Annotated in this window: 13 protein-coding genes; 7 read left to right on the forward strand and 6 right to left on the reverse strand. The window is 66.8% G+C overall.

Translation table 11 applies throughout. From position 1 onward, the window contains the following. Nucleotides 1–18: 18 nt before the first annotated feature. Complete coding sequence (pglW, locus tag ACFP2T_RS30075) at nucleotides 19–4,455, forward strand: BREX system serine/threonine kinase PglW (RefSeq protein WP_377427555.1); 4,437 nt, start codon at nucleotides 19–21, stop codon at nucleotides 4,453–4,455. 55 nt (nucleotides 4,456–4,510) lie between these two features. On the opposite strand, the gene ACFP2T_RS30080 is transcribed toward pglW, so the two are convergent. Further along, nucleotides 4,511–5,578 (reverse strand): hypothetical protein, encoded by a 1,068-nt coding sequence (locus ACFP2T_RS30080; protein WP_377427557.1) that lies wholly within the window; start codon nucleotides 5,576–5,578, stop codon nucleotides 4,511–4,513. Between the two features lie 248 nt (nucleotides 5,579–5,826). On the opposite strand from ACFP2T_RS30080, the gene ACFP2T_RS30085 reads away from it, so the two are divergent. After that, nucleotides 5,827–6,738, forward strand: coding sequence for a hypothetical protein (locus tag ACFP2T_RS30085; protein WP_377427558.1), 912 nt, complete (start codon nucleotides 5,827–5,829; stop codon nucleotides 6,736–6,738). 249 nt (nucleotides 6,739–6,987) lie between these two features. On the opposite strand, the gene ACFP2T_RS30090 is transcribed toward ACFP2T_RS30085, so the two are convergent. After that, nucleotides 6,988–7,740 carry a hypothetical protein gene (locus ACFP2T_RS30090; protein ID WP_377427561.1) on the reverse strand — a complete coding sequence of 251 codons (753 nt, stop codon included), beginning with the start codon at nucleotides 7,738–7,740 and terminating at the stop codon, nucleotides 6,988–6,990. Between the two features lie 261 nt (nucleotides 7,741–8,001). After that, nucleotides 8,002–8,649, reverse strand: a complete 648-nt coding sequence (locus tag ACFP2T_RS30095; RefSeq protein WP_377427564.1) for a hypothetical protein — start codon at nucleotides 8,647–8,649, stop codon at nucleotides 8,002–8,004. Nucleotides 8,650–8,720: 71 nt separating this feature from the next. On the opposite strand from ACFP2T_RS30095, the gene ACFP2T_RS30100 reads away from it, so the two are divergent. Then, a complete protein-coding gene (locus ACFP2T_RS30100) occupies nucleotides 8,721–9,119 on the forward strand; it encodes a YbaB/EbfC family nucleoid-associated protein (RefSeq protein ID WP_377427567.1) in 399 nt (132 codons plus the stop codon). Between the two features lie 315 nt (nucleotides 9,120–9,434). Here ACFP2T_RS30100 and ACFP2T_RS30105 read toward each other — a convergent pair whose 3' ends face one another. Genes ACFP2T_RS30105 through ACFP2T_RS30115 form a run of 3 tightly spaced genes read right to left on the reverse strand, consistent with a single transcriptional unit; the run spans nucleotide 9,435 to nucleotide 13,380 of the window. Further along, nucleotides 9,435–11,102 carry a DUF262 domain-containing protein gene (locus ACFP2T_RS30105; protein WP_377427569.1) on the reverse strand — a complete coding sequence of 556 codons (1,668 nt, stop codon included), beginning with the start codon at nucleotides 11,100–11,102 and terminating at the stop codon, nucleotides 9,435–9,437. A gap of 15 nt (nucleotides 11,103–11,117) precedes the next feature. Beyond that, nucleotides 11,118–12,098, reverse strand: coding sequence for a hypothetical protein (locus ACFP2T_RS30110; RefSeq protein WP_377427572.1), 981 nt, complete (start codon nucleotides 12,096–12,098; stop codon nucleotides 11,118–11,120). Beyond that, nucleotides 12,088–13,380: an AAA family ATPase gene (locus ACFP2T_RS30115; protein WP_377427574.1), complete on the reverse strand. Its 1,293-nt coding sequence runs from the start codon at nucleotides 13,378–13,380 to the stop codon at nucleotides 12,088–12,090. The genes ACFP2T_RS30110 and ACFP2T_RS30115 overlap by 11 nt, the downstream gene beginning before the upstream one ends. 167 nt (nucleotides 13,381–13,547) lie before the next feature. Here ACFP2T_RS30115 and ACFP2T_RS30120 point away from each other — a divergent pair, with 167 nt between their 5' ends. The 4 genes from ACFP2T_RS30120 (at nucleotide 13,548) to pglX (ending at nucleotide 20,011) form a co-directional block, all read left to right on the forward strand. Further along, the gene (locus ACFP2T_RS30120) at nucleotides 13,548–13,877 is read left to right on the forward strand and encodes a WXG100 family type VII secretion target (RefSeq protein WP_377427576.1); all 330 of its coding nucleotides are present in this window, start codon (nucleotides 13,548–13,550) and stop codon (nucleotides 13,875–13,877) included. Between the two features lie 14 nt (nucleotides 13,878–13,891). Then, complete coding sequence (locus tag ACFP2T_RS30125; protein WP_377427578.1) at nucleotides 13,892–15,718, forward strand: M91 family zinc metallopeptidase; 1,827 nt, start codon at nucleotides 13,892–13,894, stop codon at nucleotides 15,716–15,718. Continuing rightward, a complete protein-coding gene (locus tag ACFP2T_RS30130; RefSeq protein ID WP_377427581.1) occupies nucleotides 15,715–16,308 on the forward strand; it encodes a hypothetical protein in 594 nt (197 codons plus the stop codon). The genes ACFP2T_RS30125 and ACFP2T_RS30130 overlap by 4 nt, the downstream gene beginning before the upstream one ends. 121 nt (nucleotides 16,309–16,429) lie before the next feature. Next, the gene (gene pglX / locus ACFP2T_RS30135; protein WP_377427583.1) at nucleotides 16,430–20,011 is read left to right on the forward strand and encodes a BREX-2 system adenine-specific DNA-methyltransferase PglX; all 3,582 of its coding nucleotides are present in this window, start codon (nucleotides 16,430–16,432) and stop codon (nucleotides 20,009–20,011) included. Nucleotides 20,012–20,865: the final 854 nt, after the last annotated feature.

Here is a 20,865-nt window from a genome sequence, read left to right on the forward strand (position 1 = left end):
GACAGGAGGCGTGCACCGATGCAGGACGGCCGGTGGACGACGATAACCCCGTCCCAGTTCGACCACGAGCGGGCGGCGTTGGAGCACATCCGCCGGCACCTGCCCGACGCCGAGCCGTACCGGGCCTGGTCGAACTTCACCTTCACCGCCGACACCGGACACGTCTACGAGGTCGACCTGCTGGTGGCCACCCGCGCCGGCCTCTACCTGGTCGAGATCAAGAGCCTGCACGGCAGGCTTACGAACAGCGGGCCGAACTGGATCCAGGGCGGCCAGCAGTCCGTCCGTACCTTCGACAACCCGCTGCACCTCGCCGATCTGAAGGCGAAGCGACTCCGCTCGCTGCTCGACCGGCAGGCAGCCAAGCAGCGGCTCCGGCCGAAGGTCCCGTTCATCCAGGGCGCGGTGTTCCTCTCCGTACCGAGCCTCCAGGTGCAACTCGACGAGCATCAACTGCACTGGGTGTACGGGCCGGAGGCGGCGCCCGGCCAGGCTCCCGGACCGCTGCCGGGGATCTGGTCCGAACTGCTCGGCGCACTTCCTCGTGACGAGCGCCGACAGGTGACGCCGGAGCTGTCGAAGGCGCTGCCCAAACTCCTCAAGGAGGTGGGCATCGCCCGGAGCCGCCGGTACGAGCAGGTCGGCTCCTGGAAGCTCGACGCCAAGCCGTTCGACGTCGGCCCGACCTGGCAAGACCATCTCGCCGAGCACGCCCAGTTCGCCCACGAGCACCGCCGGGTCCGGATCTACCTGCTGGAGCGGAACTCGGCGAAGGCGGAGCGGGCCAGCATCGAGCGGGCGGCCCGGCGAGAGATGATCGCCCTGCACGGAATCAGCCATCCGGGGATCGTGCAGGTCGACACGATGGAGCCGCACGAGGGCGGACCGGCACTGATCTTCCGGCATGATCGCCGGGCGATCCGGCTCGACCACTTCATGGCCCAGTACGGCGACCGGCTCGACGTCGGTACCCGGATCGGCATGGTCCGGCAACTGGTGGAGGCGATCGGCTACGCCCACGGGCGCCGGCTCTACCACCGCAGTCTCTCGGCTCGCGGGGTGCTGGTCACCCCGGGGCAGTTGCACCGTGGCGAGGCCGAGGATGCGGCCTGGCTACGCCCGCACCTACAGATCAGTGACTGGCAGGCGGCGGTCCGTGGGCCGGACTCGGTCGGCGGTAGCGCGGACGGGCTGCGGATCTCCCCCTCGTCCCGGCTGGGCGCGCATCTGGAGCGCTCCGCCGAGGCGTACCTGGCGCCGGAGTTGAGCACGCCGGCACCGGACCCGGTGGCGCTGGACGTCTTCGGCTTGGGCACCATCGCCTATCTCCTGCTCTCCGGGCAGCCACCGGCGGCGAGCCGGGCCGAGCTGCTGGCGCGGCTGGCCAAGGACGACGGGCTGCGGCCGTCGTCGATGGTCGACTCGGTCTCGGAGTTCATGGACGAACTGGTGCAGGCGGCGACCGCCCCGATACCCGCACGCCGGCTCGCCTCGGTGGCCGAGCTGCTGGAGATGCTCCAACTGGTCGAGGAGGAGTTCACCGCACCGCCGTCCGTCGCCGAGGAGGAGATCGACGTCCTCGAGGCGAAGATCGGGGACACCGTCGCCGACTGGCAGATCAAGAAGAAGCTCGGCACCGGTTCGACCTCCCGGGCCTTCCTGGCGCAGAACACCCGTACCGGCGCCCTGGAGGTGCTGAAGGTCGCGCTCTCGGACGAGAAGGCGTCCCGGCTGGCACACGAGGCCCAGGTGCTGCGCGGCCTGCACAAGGACTCCCGGGTGATCCGGCTCGCCCGGGAGGAGCCGATCGAGGTCCCGCCGCGTTGGATGATCGTGTTGGAGCACGCCGGGGACAAGACGCTCGCCCGCAAGCTTCGCGAGGACGGCCGGCTCACCGTCGATGAGCTGGAGACGTACTCGGACTACCTGTTCGGGGCGGTTGACCATCTCCAGGGCGAGGGGGTCTTCCACCGGGACATCAAGCCGGACAACATCGCGATCCGGATCCGGCCGAACCGTACCCGTCAGCTCGTCCTGTTCGACTTCTCGCTGGCCGCGCTGCCAGTCGACGAGATCGAGGCCGGCACACCCCGCTACATCGACCCGTTCCTCGGCACCACCAGCCGGCCGATCTACGACGACCACGCCGAGCGGTACGCGGTCGCGGTCACCCTGCACGAGATGGCGTCCGGCGAGATCCCGGTCTGGGGTGACGATCTCACCAATCCCCTGCACACCGAGGGGCCGCCGGTGCTGGCGGTCGAGGCGTTCGACCCGGCGATCCGTAACGCGTTGGTCGGCTTCTTTCACAAGGCCCTGCACCGGGACGCGGCGCGGCGGCACGCGTCACTGAAGGAGATGCGGGACGCCTGGCAGCAGGTGTTCCGGCAGTCCGACCACACCGCACCGGTCGGCTCGGAGCATCCAGCCGGCTCGCAGCACCCGGACGTCGAGGTCGAGACGACCGTCGCGGACCGGGACGAGGCGGCGGCCAGGGCGACCCGGGCCACCGTACTCGAGGCGTCCGGTCTGACCCCCCGGGCGGTGTCGGCGGCGCACCGGCTCGACGCGACCACCGTCGGCGACCTGCTCGGGCTGGGCTCGAAGCAGTTGTTCACCCTGCCGGGTCTCGGTGCCAAGACCCGGGGCGAGCTGCAGCAGCGGCTGCGGGAGTGGCGTGCTCGACTCGGCGAGCCGGAGTCCTCGCCGCTGCCGTCGCGGAACCGCACGGAGGCCAGGGCGGAGATCACCGCCGAGACGGTACGGGCGGAGACGGAGTCGGGCTCCGACGGCAGATCACCGGCGGACCTGGCCCGGGTCGGGCTCGACGCGGTCACCGCCTTCCTGGTGCCACAGCATCCGAACCAGAAGCAGGTGGAGGGAGTACGGCTGCTGCTCGGCCTGCCCGACGAGGCTGGTCACCTGTCGGACCTGCCCCCCTGGCCGTTGCAGACCCAGGTGGCGAAGCGGATCGAGGTGACCGCCGGCCGGGTGGCGCAGTACCTGATGACCGAACGCAAGCGCTGGTACGCCGATCCGGTACTGGCCAGCGTCCGGGCCGAGCTGATCGCGCTGCTCGCCGAGAGCGGTCGGATCATGGAGGCGACCGAACTCGCCACCGCGTTGCTGATGCGGCGCGGATCGGCGGAACAGTCCGAGCCGGTACGCCGGGCGGTGGCGCTCGCCGTGGTCCGGGCCGCGGTCGAAATCGATCCGCTGTCGGACGAGCCGAGATTCGCCGTACGCCGGCACGGCGATCCGGCCCCGGGCAGCCCCAACCGGGACCGGCTGCTGATCGCCCTGGAGGTGGCGGCCGACGAGTCACCGGACACGCCGTCCGCACCCGCCCTGCTCGACCTCGCCGATGCGCTCGGCAAGGCGGCGGACCGGCTCGCCGAACTGGAGGTGCTACCGAGCCCGGCGACGGTGCTGCGTGAACTGGCCGCCGTCACGGGCACCGTCACCGGCACCGTCGGCGACGGCGGCTTCCGGCTCGACGACCGTCGGATGGTGCAGTTGGCGGCGGTGGCCTCGTCGCGCGCGGCGGCGTCACCCCGGCTGGAGATCTATCCCCGGGACCTCGATCCGGTACGGGCGCTGCGGCTGACCCAGGCCGGCCTGGTGCCGCCGTCGACCGCTGATCGGCGTGCCGAGCTGCTCGAGAAGCACATCCAGGAGCGGGTACGGGCACGATTCCCGGAGATGCCACCGCTGCCGGACCATCCCCGGTTGGGTCACCTGCTCGCCGAGGCGGGATTCCCGCTGATCTACCGGAACCGGGCCTACCACGCCCGCCCGGGGGCAGGATCGTCGACCAGGATGTCGTCGAACCAGCGACGCTCGACCGACAGCAGGATGACGGTGTGGAACGCGGCCTCGCCGGAGCTCGCGGCGGCGCTCCGCGCCGAGCAGCAGCTCGGCCGTACCGGCGAGGAGGGCGGGTTCCGGGCGTTGACGGTGCGCACCGACCGCTATGAGCCTGCACAGGCGGAACTGGTCAACCGGCTGAACGCGCGTCCGTGCAACGTGGCAGGTTTGTTCCTGGCGAAGTTGCGTACCCTGGTCGAGGCCCGACCGAAGCCGACCTGGCAGACGGTGCTCGCGGCCGACGCGGCCGACCCGAACTCCCGGGACGCGTTGAAGCTCGCCGAGTTCGCGGCCCGGACCTGGCAGCAGCTCCGGCCGGAACTGCTGGCGCTGCCGGACCGCCGGCTGCCACTGCTGCTCTTCGACGCCGCGCCACTGGCCCGGTACGGCGCGATGGAACTGCTGGAGGAGTTGGCGGACCTGGCCCGGGGTGGGGCGGGGGCGGTGTGGCTGCTCTGCCCGATGGAGGATCCGGGACAGCTTCCCCGACTCGACGCCACGGTGGTGCCGGTGGCCCAGGACGAGTGGGTCACGCTGCCGGACGCCTGGGTGGCGAACGAGCACCGGCACGGCCGCCCGTCCCGGTGACTGGTGTACGGAGCGGGCCTACGCAGCCGCAGGCCGTAGACGTCATGCTCGGAACTCAGTAGCAGTCGAGGCTGATCCGCTTCACGATGGACGGCTCGGGCTTCCGTTCAGGCGCAGCCAGCCAGGTGGCGGACATCGAGCCGTCCGCCCTGAACCCCGCGACCAGTGACTGATCCGTCACCAGGCAGGCCATCGTGAAGGAGACCCGCTGTCCGCCGTCCAGGGTCAGACCGGTCGCGGTCAGCCGCAGCTCACCGGGAATCGTGACCTGACCGTCGAAGACCATCAAACCGTCGGCCGAGTACGCCTGAGGGCCGGGAAGATTCACCGCCGGGCGACGGACGAGCGTCCAGCTACTGCTACGGACGTCGGAGGTCATCACGTAGCCGTACCGGGTGTCGTAGCGGCCACGCGCCACGTCGAGGACACAGCCCTGGTCCGGCTTGGCCTGCGCGGCGAGGCACTCGTCCAGGAAGGCGTCCGACGCCTGTTGGAAGGCGCGGTTGCCCTGCTCCGTCACGACCACCTCGGGTCTGTTCCGGAAGCGGTCAGATCCGGGCACCAGGCGCATTCGCTCCGGGGTCACTGTCACCAGGTCGGAGTGGGCAGCGTAGCTGCGGTAGATCCCGGGAAACAGCAGGTACGTCGGGCCGGGGTCGTCCGGTGACTTCGGCTGTTCCCGAGGCAGCCTGAGCCCGCCGAGCTCCACGTACCACAGCGGTGAGGGCCCGAAGCTGACCGCGAGGAACGGGTTGGTGATCCGCCAGCCGTCGTCGGAGTTCTCGAGTTGAAAGGTGCCCAGGTAGGCCGTTGGGTCGACCGCCGGGCCGCCACCCGTGTCGGTCAGGCTGATCATCACCTCGGCCCGGTCGTCGGAGACGTTCTGCGCCGTCGTCGTGCCGATCGCCCAGCCGTCGCTGATCGCCATGGCGGTCAGGAGCGACCCGGACTCGCCGGACGGTCGCTCGGCCTTGGCGATCCGCAGTGCCTCCTCGACCTCGCGGTCCAGAATCGCGGTGAGGTAGGCCCGCGCCACGTCCTCCGGACCGTCCGGCCGCAGCCAGACCAGCAGGCCCACCACCAACGCGAGCGTGAGAACGGCGGCGCCGACGAGACCGGCCACCTTCCGTCGGATCGGGACCCGCCACCTCGCGCGGTCGCCCGCCGGACGGGCTTCGACCGTCGCCGGGAATTCCGGTTCCTGCTGCAATGGGTCCGTCCTTGATCGGCACCTGCGGAAGTCCATCGACACCCGACTACACCGGTCGCGATGCTATGACACCCGCCCGCCGCCCGATGTCCCGTCCTCGGGGCCCCGAGGACCCGACCGCTCCCCTACCATGTGTCGGGTCCGACGAGGGGGAGGCCACGATGGAGAGCGGCCCCGGCACGCCGAACGCCAAGCCGGCGAAGGTGCGCGTCGGCTCCCGGCACCACGTCCCCGGTGCCCCGATCGGCGGGATGGCGCTGGTCCCGGTGCTGGCGGTGCTTCTTCTCGTCGTGTTCGTCGCCACCTGGTGGGGCGGCGACGAGACACCCGATCCCGGCACCGCACCGGCCACCCCGATCATGGTGCCGCCGGCCACGCCGCCAGCCCGGAAAGCCCAGGCCTCCGACGGCGGGCAACTGCGCATCGTCGAGCAGGGTTTCATCCAGCTCCGCGAGTCCGTCGCGCAGACCCTGACTCCTGGCCGCGGACCGGGTCGTCCGGAGCGGTACATGCCGGTCCGGGCGGCGATCATCGTCGAGAACACCAGCAGGGACCAGGTGGCCATCGCCCCGAGCTTCATCGCCCGCTACCTCGACCCGGCCGGAAAGGGCATCGTCGAGTACGCGGCGAAGAGCGATGAGAACATCCTCAGCACCGATGCCATATTTCCCGGCGCACGCGTCGGCATCGCCGTCTTCTTCAACAACAGCGACACGACGGTGCGGACGATGACCGTCCGCGCGGTTGACGCCGCCTGGCTGCCCCCGGCCGATGCCCGGCGCTGGGTGTCGCCGCTGACCGCGACGAACGTCAGGACGATCCGGAGCGGCTCGCCGAAGGCCACGATCGTGGCGTTCACGGCGCGGAGCGAATACCCCGGGCCGGTCACCGCCGTGGCCGACGCGATCTACCGAGATTCGGCCGGGAGGATCATCGGCAGCAGCGACGCCGGCGAACGCCACCGACAACACTTTCCGGCGGGTACGGCCGACGGGTCGATCACGGTGACGGACTGGTTGCCGGCCAACCTGGACGAGTCCCGTACCCAGGTGTTCCTGAGCCGGGCCGGCTAGCGTCCTTGGACGGCCGAGTGACCGCTGCCGGCCAGGTCAGTTGACGGGCTGGGTAGGGCCCGCTGGCAGATAGCTGCTCGGGGTCAGATCAAGTAGACGTTGAGCTCGGTACGAGCCAGATCCGCCCTCGGCAGCTTGCTGTCGAACGTCAGCGCTCGTGCCGTGAAGTCGCCTGCGGTGCAGAGCTCGGTGGGTGGCGAACGAACACCGGCACGGCCGACCGCCACGGTGACCAAAGTGGGTCGCAGATCAGTCGAAGATTTTCTTGCGCTCCTCGCGAAGGGGTCCCATCTCTTCGTCTGAGGTCCCCGTTAGGTTGCCGCCGACCTCGATTAGGTAGAGGCCGAGCCACATGACGCCCTTCGCCGCCTGCTCGAAAACCCAGCCGAGCCCGTCGCCGAGTGCGCCAGTGATCCCGAGCGAGGCGAGGTATGTCGTGTTGAATACGGTACGGAGCGATTCCCAGATCATGGTGAGTCGGCCCGTCTGCCCACGACCGCCGGACCGAATGATTGCCACGATCATGACGATGACCGCAACGCAGGCAGCCACTACCGCTAGCGTTTTACCAATCAATTGGAGGAGCGCGGCGATGGAGTACAGCAGCAAGGCGATCAGGGCAAGCAGCGCCCCGACGATGAACAGGATGATTGCGGCGATGTACTTGAGCACCGTCAGCACAACGTCCAAGGCATCCGTCGCCGCGGCGCCGGCTTGACCACCCCAGGTCACGTTGCTTCGCACCTGTGTGAGGTCAGCGTGCATGCGAAGAGCCTCGTCAGCTACCGCGCCATGCTGTTGAGCGGAAAAACGTAGCGCCTCGACGTCAGCGTCAGCCAGACGCAGAGGTTCGATAATGTCCGGCAGCTTCTGACCGAACAAGCCCTCAATCCGCCGGACATCCGACATGTCGATGCCATACTTCTCTATCACGTTAGGCATGCATGCCGCCTGGCCGCGTCCGGAGTACCCGCTCGGCTCCACGGGAATCCGCTTGTTCATACCCGGCAGCGGCCAGTGAAATGTTGTCGCTGAACTGGGATAAACTTCGTCGCACCACGGACAGCCCGTCAATGAACGTCGAGTTGGCGTCGCTCGAGACCTGTGCGGCTCGCTGTCCGATCGGGAGCTCAGGGAACTGACTCCGGTGCGGTACCGCACCGCCTTCGGTCAAGGTCCGCGTCAGCACGTCGGCGTACTCAGCCAGTTCCGCCAATCTGGCGGCGATACCTCGCAGGTGATCCGGGTCAGCCGATATGTCGGTCATTGGTCCTCCCCACTGGTCGGAAACTGCTCTGCTGGATACAGGTCCGGAAAACGGCCGCCTGACGCGACACGTATGGCTCGCACCACCGCCTCCGACGGCTGATCGAGCCGATCGAGAGGAACGTCGAGGAGGTACCGCGAAGGGCTGATCAAGCGACGAACAGCGTGCACAATCGGTGACGCCCGGACAAGCTTCTCGGCCGTGTCGGTGCCACTGGGTGGCGGCTCGACGAGAATCAGCCGTCGACCACGGCGTGCACCTGCGGTCACGATCACGTGGGCCAGGTCGGCCCACGCAGCGGTCCCGGCGACAGCACCGGACCAACTCACCCTGTCGGTGCCCAGCACCAGCGTGAAGTTGGCAAGGATGCTCGCCTCCCGACGCAGGTACCGCCCGACCGCCATAAGTAAGGCAGCGATCAAAGCTCCCCGTCCTGCCCATAGAAACAGGGCGATGGCGAACTGGCGATCATCATTGAGCAACCACCGCACGACAAGCAGAACCAGGGCGGCAATCGCCGCGACCGCCGAGATCACCAGCAGCCCGTTGCCCGCCAGTTCGAAACTGCGGCCGACAGTCGGGCGGGACGCTCTACCCGTCCGGTCGGTCCTGACCGACCAATTTGGGCTGGGCAAGGGTTCCATCTCATGCCCTCCTACCGGTAGCAGGGTAGCGATAGAGTTCCCCATCGATGGCAATCGAGAGGAGTCGAACCATGAACAACGATGCCGAGCGACGGGGCTCGGCCGAGCCGGTGCTGGCTGACCTGGATCGCATCAGCGGGCACGGCCGTTCCGATGACAGGTTGATCCTCGTCACCATCGACGGCAGCGGAATTCCCACCGAACTCGTCATTGAGCCTTCGGCGATGCGTCAGGCACCTTCGGTGCTGAGCGCCGCGATCATAGAGGCACTGCAGGTGGCACACGAGGACCTGCGCGCTCAGGTAGGGCAACTGCTTTCCGAGGCAGACGTCGACGGCTTTCTTGGCACGTCCTCCTCCAGTGGCGAGGTATCCCGGACGGCTGCCGACCTCTCCCGCGCTGCTGCCGACATGGCAGGAGAATTCGATCTCACGCGACGCCGCCTGTTCGACGCGCTTGATGGCATGTAGATGCTGCGCCATGCCACGTCCGTTGCCACATATGTACGTCAATGACGTTACGCATCGCCGGTACCTGTCTCGATCCTCACCGGGCCGACGTCGCTGGCCGCCGCACCTGCCCTCTGCTGACGCCAACAAAGCCCCCCGCGACCGCGCTCATTACATTGAGCTACACCACGCTAACAGGTGCGGCGCACCGATGCTGTCCCTGAGGCATCCCCTCGTACGAAGGGCGGTCGTGACCTGACGAGGCGTGAGGTGACTGCCAGAGTTACGTCCGGGAGCCCAAGCGCGCGAGCGACGAGACAGCAGCTCAGTAGATAGTCAGGCTCCGTTTTCCCGCCCTGACTCCCACGCCAGCTCCGCACCGGTCTCCTGGATGAACTCCTGTTCCAGCCCGACCAGAGTGGCGGTGCGTTCGCGGATGAAGCCGTCACGGTCGTCGGCGAGCAGCCGGGCCAGCGCGGCCGGCGGGATGGCGTGGCTGACCGCCACCGACCGGAGCCGCTTCGGCGGCAGGTCGAGCAGGGCGTCGCGTACGGAGGTGCCCGGCGGGGTGGGCAAAACGATCCGGTTGGCGATGGCGGAAGCCTCACGCACACCGGTGACGACCCGCCGGTACGCGGCCGATCCGGACCTTGCCAGCAGCTCGACCAACTCGATCGGCTCACCGTCCAGCCCGTACCGCTGGCCGAAGTGGCCCAGTTCCCAGAGCAGGAACGCGCGTACCCGGCCATCCTCGGTGTCGAACCGTTCCGGCAGCGGTTGGGCGTACTGGCCCTGAAGGCTCAGTTCGGTCCGGCCAGTGGCGAAGGCCCGGATCTGGTGCAGGGTACGACGGAGTTGGAAGCCGTTGCCGCCGACAAAGGTGGTCGCCCAGGACGTACTCCAGAACCAGCGGGCCAGTTCCCGGCTCTGCGCGCCCTCGGGATCAGGCCGGTGGTGGAAGAAGACGGCGAGCAGCATGATCTGCTGCGGGTACGGCACCAGCCAGGCTACCGGCACCCCGACCTCATACCGGAGGAACCGTACCGCGCGGTGCAGGGCGATCTCAGCCTGTGCGACCGTACGGTCGAGGGTGTTGCCGACCCGGTCGGCGAGGGCGGTCCAGCGGGCGCCCTGCACGTCGTCTTCGCCGGTGATGGCCACGATGGTCTGGAACACCGGTTCGGCGACGATGTCCCCGAACCCGCTGTCGGCGATGCTCTCCCGGATCGCGGCGATTCGATCGGTGAGCGTCTCGTCCGACTCGGCCCGGTAGGTCAGCGCGGAGACCATCTGGTCCGGACTGATCTGCCGACCGCCGCTGTTGACTCGGGAGAACGCCTCGACCGCGTGCGCCAGGTCGCCGCCTTGCAGCCGGACGACCGGAACCTTGTACGCCTTGATCCGCTGGGCGACCTGTTCGGCCTCGTCGACCAGAGCGTCGGTATCGTCGGCGGTGCTCGCGTCCCGGGCGATGCGCCGGGCATGGGCCAGGAAGTCCATAGTGCGCAACACCGCCTGCATGGGCAGCAGGTTTGCCGGTGGCGCGTTCTTGCCCCAGTGCTGGAACCGCACTTCCCGCTGATCGGGGGCACCGAGCGTCCGGTAGATCCACCAGTGCCGGTCCGGGCCGCTGCCGGGCGGCTCAGGACGGCGTAGGAGGGTGCCGAACAGGGTGGAGAGCCGCTGGTGCCCGTCGAGCAGGTAGGCGACGGTGCCCTCGGGAGCGGGCGGGACCTCGATGCCGGCGACCTGGTCGAGGCTGGGCAGTGGCAGGCTGGTCTCCCAGACGAGGATGCTCCCGATCGGGAAGCCCCGCTCGATGCTGTCGTAGAGGTCGAGCATCTGGTCGGGCCGCCAGACGTACGGGCGCTGGAACCGGGGGACCCGGAGCCGACCGACCCGCACCTCGTCCAGCAGTTCCTCCAGCAACAGGACCTCCGGCCTGACGGTGAAGTCCTCGGCCTGCACGGCCATCCGTTCCCCCTGCTCCCGCTGGTGTGGCATCCGGTCGTCGTACCGTCAGATTCTGCCGGCGATGGTCGCGAGCAGCGCGCGCAACTCGGCCACGACGTCGGCGCCAAGCTGGGCGAAGTCGTGCTCGGTCAGCCCGTCCCGGTGGGTGTGCATCCGTTCCAGCAGGTCCGTGCCGAAGCCGTCGTGCAGGCCCGACCGCGTCCGCTGGTCGAGATCGGGAAACAACTCCTGAAAGGCGTTCGTTGCCGTCGTCGACTTGTGAACCTTGCTGAAGCCGTGCTTCATGTCGTAGTGTCCACGCTGCTCGGGCGTCAGTTGCTTGAACCACCTCAGCCGCGCGGAGGCGTCGGCCGGCCGGCCAACTCCGGCGAGCACCCGGTACGGCACGTAGTTCTCCGCCTCCCGCCGGGCGAGCACGTGTACCGCGACCCTCAGGCCGACGAGTCTGTCGGCCTTGTCGTGGCTTCCGGTGCGCTGGCGCGGAATCAGCCGGTCGCTGTCGAGTACGGCGACCACCCGGACCACCCGACGGAACCGACGGGCCGCCTTCTCGGCCACCTTGACGAGGCTGCTACCCCCGCCGTTCGCAATCTCGATCCAGTCCTTGTCGATCGCCCGGTTCATCCGCTCGTGGCCGAGCACGTGTGCGACCGCCTCCAGGAAGAAGCCGTCGGATTCCTGGTTCTCCACGACCACCACCGCACGCTGACAGAGGTCAACGGCATGGTCGGTAAGGTCTGCGCGCGACACGCGTACGGCGTCGGTGGACTGGCTGGTGCCGGTCCAGGCGTCGACGGCCACGACCGCGTCCTCGGCGAGATCGGCATAGGTGTCGGCGAACTGTGGCAGGTGCCTCGGCAGGAACGCCCGCACCGCGACGACTACCGTCTCGTCCGCCACCCACTCGTGCCGCTCCTCCCCGAAGCAGCGGAGCAGTTCGTAGAGGTGGTGGAGATCCTGCGGGCTGTACGGTCCGGTGGTGTCGTCGATGTCGGAGAAGACCTCCGAGGTCAGCTCAACGCGCACTGGCGTCCCGCTTTTCCCACTGGGCGCGCACCAACGCCCGGGTTTCCGCGTAGTCCTCGGAGAAGACCCCGGTGGGCCAGTAGTCGAGGTTGCCGTAAGAGTCGATGTTGATCCGCCGGGCCTGGGCCGAGCCTTCGGTCTGCTCCACGAAGTAGACGGCCACGGTGTCCGGGTCGAGCCCTTCGGCGATGCGTCGCCTCAGCCGCAGCAGGAACGTCTCGCTGTGTGTCTCGATCAGGAACCGGACAAGGGTGGCGTCGACCGCCGCCAGGTAGAGATCAGCCAGGTCAGCGTGCGCGGCCGGGTGCAGGTGCAGCTCCGGCTGTTCAATGATCTCCAGCACGGGGTGGTCGGGTGGACTGCCGACGTCAATCGCTCGCTGCACGAAGATCGGCAATGCCTGGGCGACACCCGTGCCGGCGTCGGCAAGGTTGATCGCGAAGTCGCTGCCGCTGGCCGAGCGCAGCACCACCGACCAGACCTCGCCCCGGCTGACCAGGTCGAGCTTCCAGCCGGGCAGAAGTCCGGCAAGACCGCTGTTGACCTGCCTCATCAGTTCGCCCTGCTGGCCGGCGGTGTCGCTGGCGAGGATGCCGGCTGTGTGCAAGCCGGTGCTGCCGAGTTCCTTCGGCATCCGCGCCGGCAGCAGGTAACGCCGCTGCGGCTGCTCTCGGAACGGGCCAAAGTAGCGGACGGTTGGGAAGTAGTCGCGGAAGGCGTCAACCGTTTCCAGCAGAGTGTCGGCTACCTTCCCTGGCAGCGACGTGTCCCGCCAGGAGAGTGCGGATTCGGCGGGTAGCAGCCCGTGGAACGGAATCGCCAGATTCCTCCACACTTGGTCGGCTACCTCGACCGAGTAGCGGGGCGGCTCGGCCGGATCATTCAACTCCCATTCGAAGCGAGCGAGCCGTGCCCCTGACTGCGACAGTTCAAGCTCCGAGACCACCTGCGAGTCGTAGCGCTCACGGTTGATGTTCTGCACCGTGGCCCGCAGCCGTAGCGGCCCCGGTTTCACAGTCAGGTCGATGTCTATCCCGCCGTGGGCCCGGCGGCCGTGAATGAGGTCGACGAAAAGGCCCACCAGCCCTTCGCCGAGGCGATCCAGGTCGAGCGGGGTCGGTGCGTCGGTATGGATACCGGAGTCGAGCAGGACCGGGGCGCGTACCAGGGCGCTCTTGCCGGAGTTGTTTCGGCCGAGGACCACGGTGACCGGCCGCAGTTCGATGTCCTGTCGTTGGGCGAAGCACCGGTAGTTGCCGAGGGCCATCCGGTCCAGAGACATGGGCCACACCATAGCCGGGTGATCGGTTGGTTGCGTACCGCCATGACGTGATCGTGGCCGGGGCTGTGCCCGGCATCTGCGGCAGCGAGCCGAGCAACTTCGTCCGAAAGGGATGAGTCGAACTTCTGACCCTGTGGGCTGGCCGCCCAGCGGTAGCGTGGACAGGCATGGGGGACGAGGTTCGCGCCGATCCGGTGGAAATCGCCAGGGTTGCCCAGTCCTATCTGGACAACTCCACTGAACTCGCATCCGCACTACGTACGGTGCGCGCCGACGCCCTGATCTCGCCGGCCGACTTCGGGCAGGTCAGCCCGGCCGGCCAGCTCACCGACGCCTTCAACACCGTGGCTGCCGGCGCGGGTACGGCCGTCGAGCGCGTCATCGGTGTGCTGGAGGTCGACAACGAGAGTCTGCTCCAGGTCGCCTTCGCCTATCGGGAGGCCGACGAGCGAGCGGCCGAGCGGCATCGCCGCGACCATCCCAACATCCCGATCTAGGAGAGGACTCGTCGATGGGTATCCCGCCGGAGGATCGGGAGATCCGGGTCGACGCCGCACTCTGGGACCTCCAGGCCAACCCGGGCCGGATCGACAGCGCCGCGTCGGCGTGGCGGCGGTTCGGCAAGGCGAGCGTGACGGTCGGCGACGACCTCGACGCGGACACCCGGAACCTGCTTGGCTCGCAGTGGTCGGGAGCGGCTCGCGACTCGTTCGGCCAGCACCAGTCCAAGGTGTTCGACAGCCTCGACACGATGGGCAGCCAAGCCGACCGGCTCGCCTTGGCGCTGGAGGGTGTGGCTGAGCTACTGCGGTGGTACCAGAACGCCCTCGACTCCGAGCGTGAGCAGATCATGGGCGCCGTGCCGAGCTGGCGTACGGGTGGCCAGATCGTCTTCCGGTGGAACCAGCCCGAGCAGGCCACCCAGGTCAGCGAGGCGACCGTCCGGGCCAGCAACCTGCGCAAGGAGCTTGACGACGCCCTGAAGGGCAAGCTGAGCGGCTTCTCCGCTACGGAGTGGGACGCCATCTCGACGCAGTGGGACAGCGTCTCCTCCGGTGCGACCGACCCGTTCACGCTGCCTCCGGAGGCGACCGGCGTCTCGGTGCTGATGGTCGACGGTCGGGCCGTGGTCAACACAGGGCCGGGGAACGACGACGTCAAGGTAACTCGTGACCCGAACACCGGACAGGTGATCGTCGAGGTCAACGGTGTCAAGTACCGCTACCCCGAGGGCACACCGGTGACAATCCGCGCCGGGGACGGCGACGACAAGGTCGAGGTGCCCAAGGGTGCAAACCTGAGCATCACCCTGCTCGGCGGCGAGGGCACTGACACACTGCGCGGCGGGGACGGCAACGAGCGGATCGTCGGCCTGCACGGGGACGACAAGATCTACGGCGGCGGCGGAAACGACTATGCCTCGGCCGGCTCCGGCCGGGACTACGTCGATGGTCAGGGCGGCGACGACCTGCTGGCCGGCGGACGAGGAAACGATGTCGTCTACGGACTGTCTGGAAACGACAACATTGCCGGCGGCGAGGGTGAGGACTATCTCGAAGGGGCGACCGGCGCGGACACCGTCCACGGCGGGGCCGGCCGGGACATCGTTTCTGGCGGCCGGGACGACGACCGGCTCGACGGCGGCTCCGGTGACGACGTGCTCTACGCCGGGCACGGCCGCGACACCGTCACGGGTGGCGGCGGCACCGACACCGCCTACCGGCAGGATGAGGACCAGGCAACCGGCGTGGGACAGGATGTGCGGGTCGAGGTGAGCAACGCGGCGGAGTACATCCAGATCAAGGGCTCGTCCGAATTTCAGGAGCGCGTCCGCGCCGATCTCGACATGATGCGTGCCTCCCCGATCGGGCAGCAGATGCTTGCCGAGCTCGACAACATCCACAACGACTCGGCCGCAGTCGCCGCCGACTGGCCGGTGCTCGGCGGAATCGCATACCAGGGCCACCCGCTCGTCATCGTCGAAGACGATGCTAACGCCGCCTCATACACCACGAACTGGGTTCTGGGCGAGGATTACAAGGTTACCTACAGCCCGGACCGGCTATCGTCGTCGGACGAACGCCCGCCGGTCGGGGGCCTGTTCCACGAGTTCGCTCACGTCTACGACTACGGAAACAACACTTCCGCTCCCGGCGATCACGAAGGGCCGGACGATGTCGGAGTCGAGAACGACGAACGGGAGGCGGTGGGCCTTCCGATCGACGAAGACGATGACCCGAACACGCCCGGCCAGATCGACCCCGACCACCCCTACAGCTACACCGAAAATGCCTTCCGCGACGAACTTGGCTGGCCGAAGAGGACGTCCTACTCATGATCAAGAAGACGCTTCTCGTCGGCATGGCGGCGTCTACCGTCGTCATGTTGGCTGGCTGCGCGGATCCGTATGAGGATTTCGAGCCGGAGTGGACCCCGACCGGCGCCAGGCCGACTGTGAACTTCGACGCCAAAGTCGCACCTCGGGCAGAGGCCCTCGACATCCGTTACACCTTGCGCAACCAGGGCACGGAGCCGGTCGTCGCCTATGTCGGAGTGGATAGCGGCGACGCCCCGCGTGCCTACGATGTTTACGTGACCGCCCGGAAGGATGGCACGGTCGAGGTGGCCAAGCGCACCTTCGCCATCCCGCCCAACGTGAACGCCGACGCGATCGGCTACATCGAGGGCGTGGTCGTCCCGCCCGGCGAGGAAGTCACCGAGGAATTCTCGGTCCCCTTGCCGCTGGAAGGCGACCGCCCCTACCTCAGCAGCGTCAAGCTTCCAGAGCCGGTGCGGGAAGTGGTCTTCTGTCTCGGCGCCGTGCTTCAGAGCGAAGCCGCTGCGCCGAAGCCCGCCGAGCAAGGCCGCGGCAAGTATCCGCTGAACGGGCCACAGCATCTCTTCTGTTCGCCGCCCGCCAAGCTGTGATCCGGCGACAGCCCCTGGACCGGTGGTGCAGCGGTTGCGGCCGGAAGGCTGCGTAACACAGTGAGGCCAGCCCGGTACGGTGGGGCGGTTCAGTGCTGCGGAGCATGAGGGTGGGCGGACTGTGATCGATCGTCGGGCGCTGCTGAAGGACCTACAGGGCCAGGTCAAGGCGTTGGAGAAGGACCTGGTCGAGCAGATCGGCGACTCCGGCGAGCACTACGAGAAGCTTCGACCCGAGTACGACCGGGCGTTCGGCTTGAAGCGTACGGCGGCGACCTGGCCGGCGTGGCGGGACGAGCGGGTGACCCAGACGGCGGTGGCCTGGGTGCTCGGCTCGGTTTTCGTGCGGTTCTGCGAGGACAACGGGCTGTTCGGCGACGTCTGCTATCTGGCCGGGCCGGAGAAGGACCGGGCAGTGTTGGCCGAGGAGTCGCAGGACGACTACTTCCGCCAGCATCGGGAGAAGACCGACCGGGACTGGCTGCTGGCATCGTTCGAGCACATCGGCGGCACGCAGGCCGGGCGGCTGCTGTTCGACCCCGAGCACAACCCGGCGTACCGGATCCCGATCAGCCACGATGCGGCCAAGGCGCTGATCACGTTCTGGCGCCGCCGCGACCAGGCCGGGACGCTGGTGCACGACTTCACCGACCCGGAGTGGGGCACCCGGTTCCTCGGCGACCTCTACCAAGACCTCTCCGAGGCGGCGCGGAAGCGGTACGCACTGTTGCAGACGCCGGAGTTCGTGGAGGAGTTCATCCTCGACCTGACGCTGACCCCGGCGATCAACGAGTTCGGCCACGAAACGATCAAGGCGATCGACCCGACCTGCGGGTCGGGGCACTTCCTGCTCGGGATCTTCCGCCGGCTGATGAAGGAGTGGGAGGAGCAGGATCCGGAGCGGGACCGCTGGGAGATGGTCAGGGCGGCCCTAGAGTCGGTACACGGGGTGGACATCAACCCGTTCGCAGTCGCCATCGCCCGCTTTCGACTGCTGATCGAAGCCATGCGTGCCGCCCACTTTGCAGACTTCCAACATATCCGCTCATACGCCTTCCCGATCCAGATTGCTATCGGCGACTCCTTAATCAAAAATCGCCAAGGCACCCTCTTCGATGACGTGGATGAGTTGGCAGATTTTCGGTACGCCGTCGAGGACCTAGACAACTTTCCGGGATTGCTGCGCGAGGGATTCTACCATGTCGTGGTCGGCAATCCCCCATACATCGTACCTAAAGACAAGAGACTTAGTGAGCTTTATCGTAAGCTTTATTCAACGTGTTATCGTCAGTATGCACTGTCGGTGCCTTTCGCGCAGCGCCTCTTCCGTTTGGCGAAGCGACCTGAGATGGATGGTCGCGGGTCTGGGCACGTTGGGCAAATCACGGCGAATTCATTTATGAAACGTGAGTTCGGCAGAGTTCTTATCCAGCAGTTTTTCTCTAATGAGGTTGACCTGACACATGTCATCGACACCTCCGGCGCATATATTCCCGGGCATGGGACGCCGACCGTCATTTTGGTCGGCCGCCACCGCAAGAACAATCGAGCGGGCACTATTCGAACCGTGATGAGTATCCGCGGCGAGGCAGAGGAGCCGCCTGTTCCGGAAAACGGGAAGGTCTGGCGGGCGATCGTTACTCAATATAGCGTAGCAGATTCGGAAAGCGACTGGGTATCCGTCTCCGACCTGCCGCGCGACCGGCTATCAGCATTTCCTTGGAGTTTGGCCGGCGGCGGCGCCCGTGATGTCATGGATGCTATGGGTGAGGCGGCAGGTGGAACCGTTTCCGGGGCGGTTGAGCTGATCGGGCGCACAACGCATACTGGATCGGACGAGAGCTACTTTGCACCATTGGGAACCTGGAGGAGATTCGGTATTGGCGACGCCAATCGCGTTCCCCTAGTTACCGGTGAGGCAGTTCGAGACTGGTCCATTGTCCTGGATACCGAAAGCATTTTCCCGTACGACGGCAAGTTTAGGGCTTCCCTCGCCGATCTCCAGGCGGAGAAGGTGCTTTGGTTGACGCGATCACTCCTTGCGGCGCGCCGTGAGCCGGGCGGCACTCATGAGGAGATCGGGCTCACGTGGTATGAATGGAGCCGGTGGCATCCTGAACGATATTCCGTTCCTCTTGGAATCGCAATGGCGTTCATTGGAACGCATAATCAATTTGTACTTGATCGAGGGGGGAAAGTATTTAAGCAATCCACGCCTGTGATCAAGTTGCCGGCCGGATCGAGTGAATTGGATCACCTGCGGCTGCTTGGGCTATTGAACAGCTCAACCGCATGCTTTTGGCTGAAGCAGGTCAGCCACGATAAGGGCAGCCAGTCCGGCACTGGCGGCTTCATGCACGACGAGTGGGAAAGGTTCTACGAGTTCACCAGCACCAAGTTGCAAGAGTTTCCACTGCCGAAGACCTACCCGTTGGGGTTGGCGCGGGAACTGGACGCGGCGGCGCAGCGCTTGGCGACGGTGAGCCCGGTGGCGGTCGCGGCGGAGGCTGTGCCAACACGTGAGCGGTTGTCCGCTGCGGAGGCCGAGTGGAAGTTGACGCGGGGGCGGATGATTGCGCTCCAGGAGGAACTGGACTGGCAGGTCTACCACCAGTACGGGCTGTTGCCGGACGAGCTGATCGCACCGTCCGAGTCTGTGCCGGAGTTGCGGCTTGGCGAGCGGTCCTTCGAGATCGTGTTTGCCCGCAAGATGGCGCTGGGTACGGCCGAGACGGTTTGGTTCGCCCGGCACGGGTCGACGCCGATCACCGCGCTACCAGAGCACTGGGCGCCGGAGTACCGAGCGGTGGTGGAGAAGCGGATTGCGGTGATCGAGCAGAACCGCTACCTGGCGCTGATCGAGCGGCCGGAGTGCAAGCGGCGGTGGGCCACCGAGGGCTGGGACCGGATGCTCGACAAGGCGCTACGGGCTTGGCTCCTGGACCGCTGCGAGGCCCGCGAGCTGTGGTATGCCCCGGACGAGGACGGTGTCCCGCAGCCCCGTCAGCTGTCGATCGCGCAACTAGCTGACGAGCTGCACCGGGATCCAAACTTCCTTGCGGTGGCGGATCTCTACGACCCGGGCAAGGAGCTGTCGACCCTGCTCGCCGAGCTGATCGAGCCAGAGCACGTGCCCTACCTGGCGGCGTTGCGTTACACCGCCGCTGGGCTGGAGAAGCGCGCCGGCTGGGAGAACGTCTGGGACCTGCAACGGCAGGAGGACGCGGCGCCCGACGAGCCGGCCAAACGGAAGATCCGGGACCAAATCCCGGTGCCGGAGAAGTACAAGCCGGCTGACTTCCGCAAGAACAGCTACTGGAGCAACCGAGGCAAGCTCGACGTGCCCAAGGAGCGGTTCATTTCGTACCCGCAGGCAGGGCGAGACAACGACCCGTCGCTGCTGATCGGCTGGGCTGGTTGGGACCATCGTGAGCAGGCGCAGGCGCTGGCTGTACTCATCGTTCAGCGCGATGAGCAGTCGGGCTGGTCGGCCGAGAAGCTGACGTCCCTGCTGGCCGGGCTGCGGGAAGTGATGCCGTGGGTGAAGCAGTGGCACGGCGAGTTCGACCCGGATATTGGCGACTCTCCCCACGCCGTCTATGAAGGATTCCTCGCCGACCGACTCAACACCCACGGCCTCACCCACGACGACCTGGCGGCTTGGCGGTTCGGTGCTGCGGCGGGTCGCCGTCGTGGGGCGTAGCAATCCATTGGCACGGGAGTCAAGAATCGATATGAGGCATGCTTACGTATCTATCTCAGAGCCATCTCCGTCACACTGTAAACGGGCATCAACCATCGCGCATGACTGGGTCTGTCGGCCTATTCGCAGTAGGTCCGGGCTGTTCAGAAGCAGATCTGCAACATTTAGCATTCGCGGATTGACTAGCGTTCACCTCGCGGTAGATTGAAGGCCATGACCGCAATATGGGCATCGGACGACCGCCTGTCCACACTGGCCGTAATTCGTGGTCAGCGATCCCGCGACTTGGCGAGCCGATATGCACAGGCAATCTTCTTTGCGAAGATCATAGCTCTGGAAGCCGCAGAGGCCCCGGGACGTCCGACGCTCTCGCATGTTAGATGGGATGGGCTCAACGGATGCGAGGAGGCGGATACCCGAGGTGTCCGGCGTGTCTCCTTCATCGTGGATCGAGAACTAAACGCCGCTCGAGTCGCCGAGGCGTTTGAATTTTTCATACCCTACTTACTCTCGGTGCCAGCAGGCTTGCGAAATGGCTTAGAGTTGACGGTCTACACCCCAGACGAGAGTTTCAGGGAAATCCGGCGCCTCACCGGATCCGGAGATCACATGCAGCGGAGAGAATGCTACCGCGAGATTGAGTTGTTGAGGGATGCATCCGGGTCTGAGAGCTTCCAAGAATGGGAGGCAGCCGCCACGCACGGTCTTCTCCTCCTCTTTGAGGAATTTTGGTCGAGACTAGTAGTAATACATCGGCCCAATGTCCCATACCTTGCTCGATATGCAGATGGAGTCCATGACGTAGAGCATGAGGCCCTGTCGGCACTCGCTACCGACCAGCAAATCGCTGAGGA

Origin of the sequence: Plantactinospora solaniradicis, assembly GCF_042658085.1 — a bacterium.
Classification (GTDB): Bacteria; Actinomycetota; Actinomycetes; order Mycobacteriales; family Micromonosporaceae; genus Plantactinospora; species Plantactinospora solaniradicis.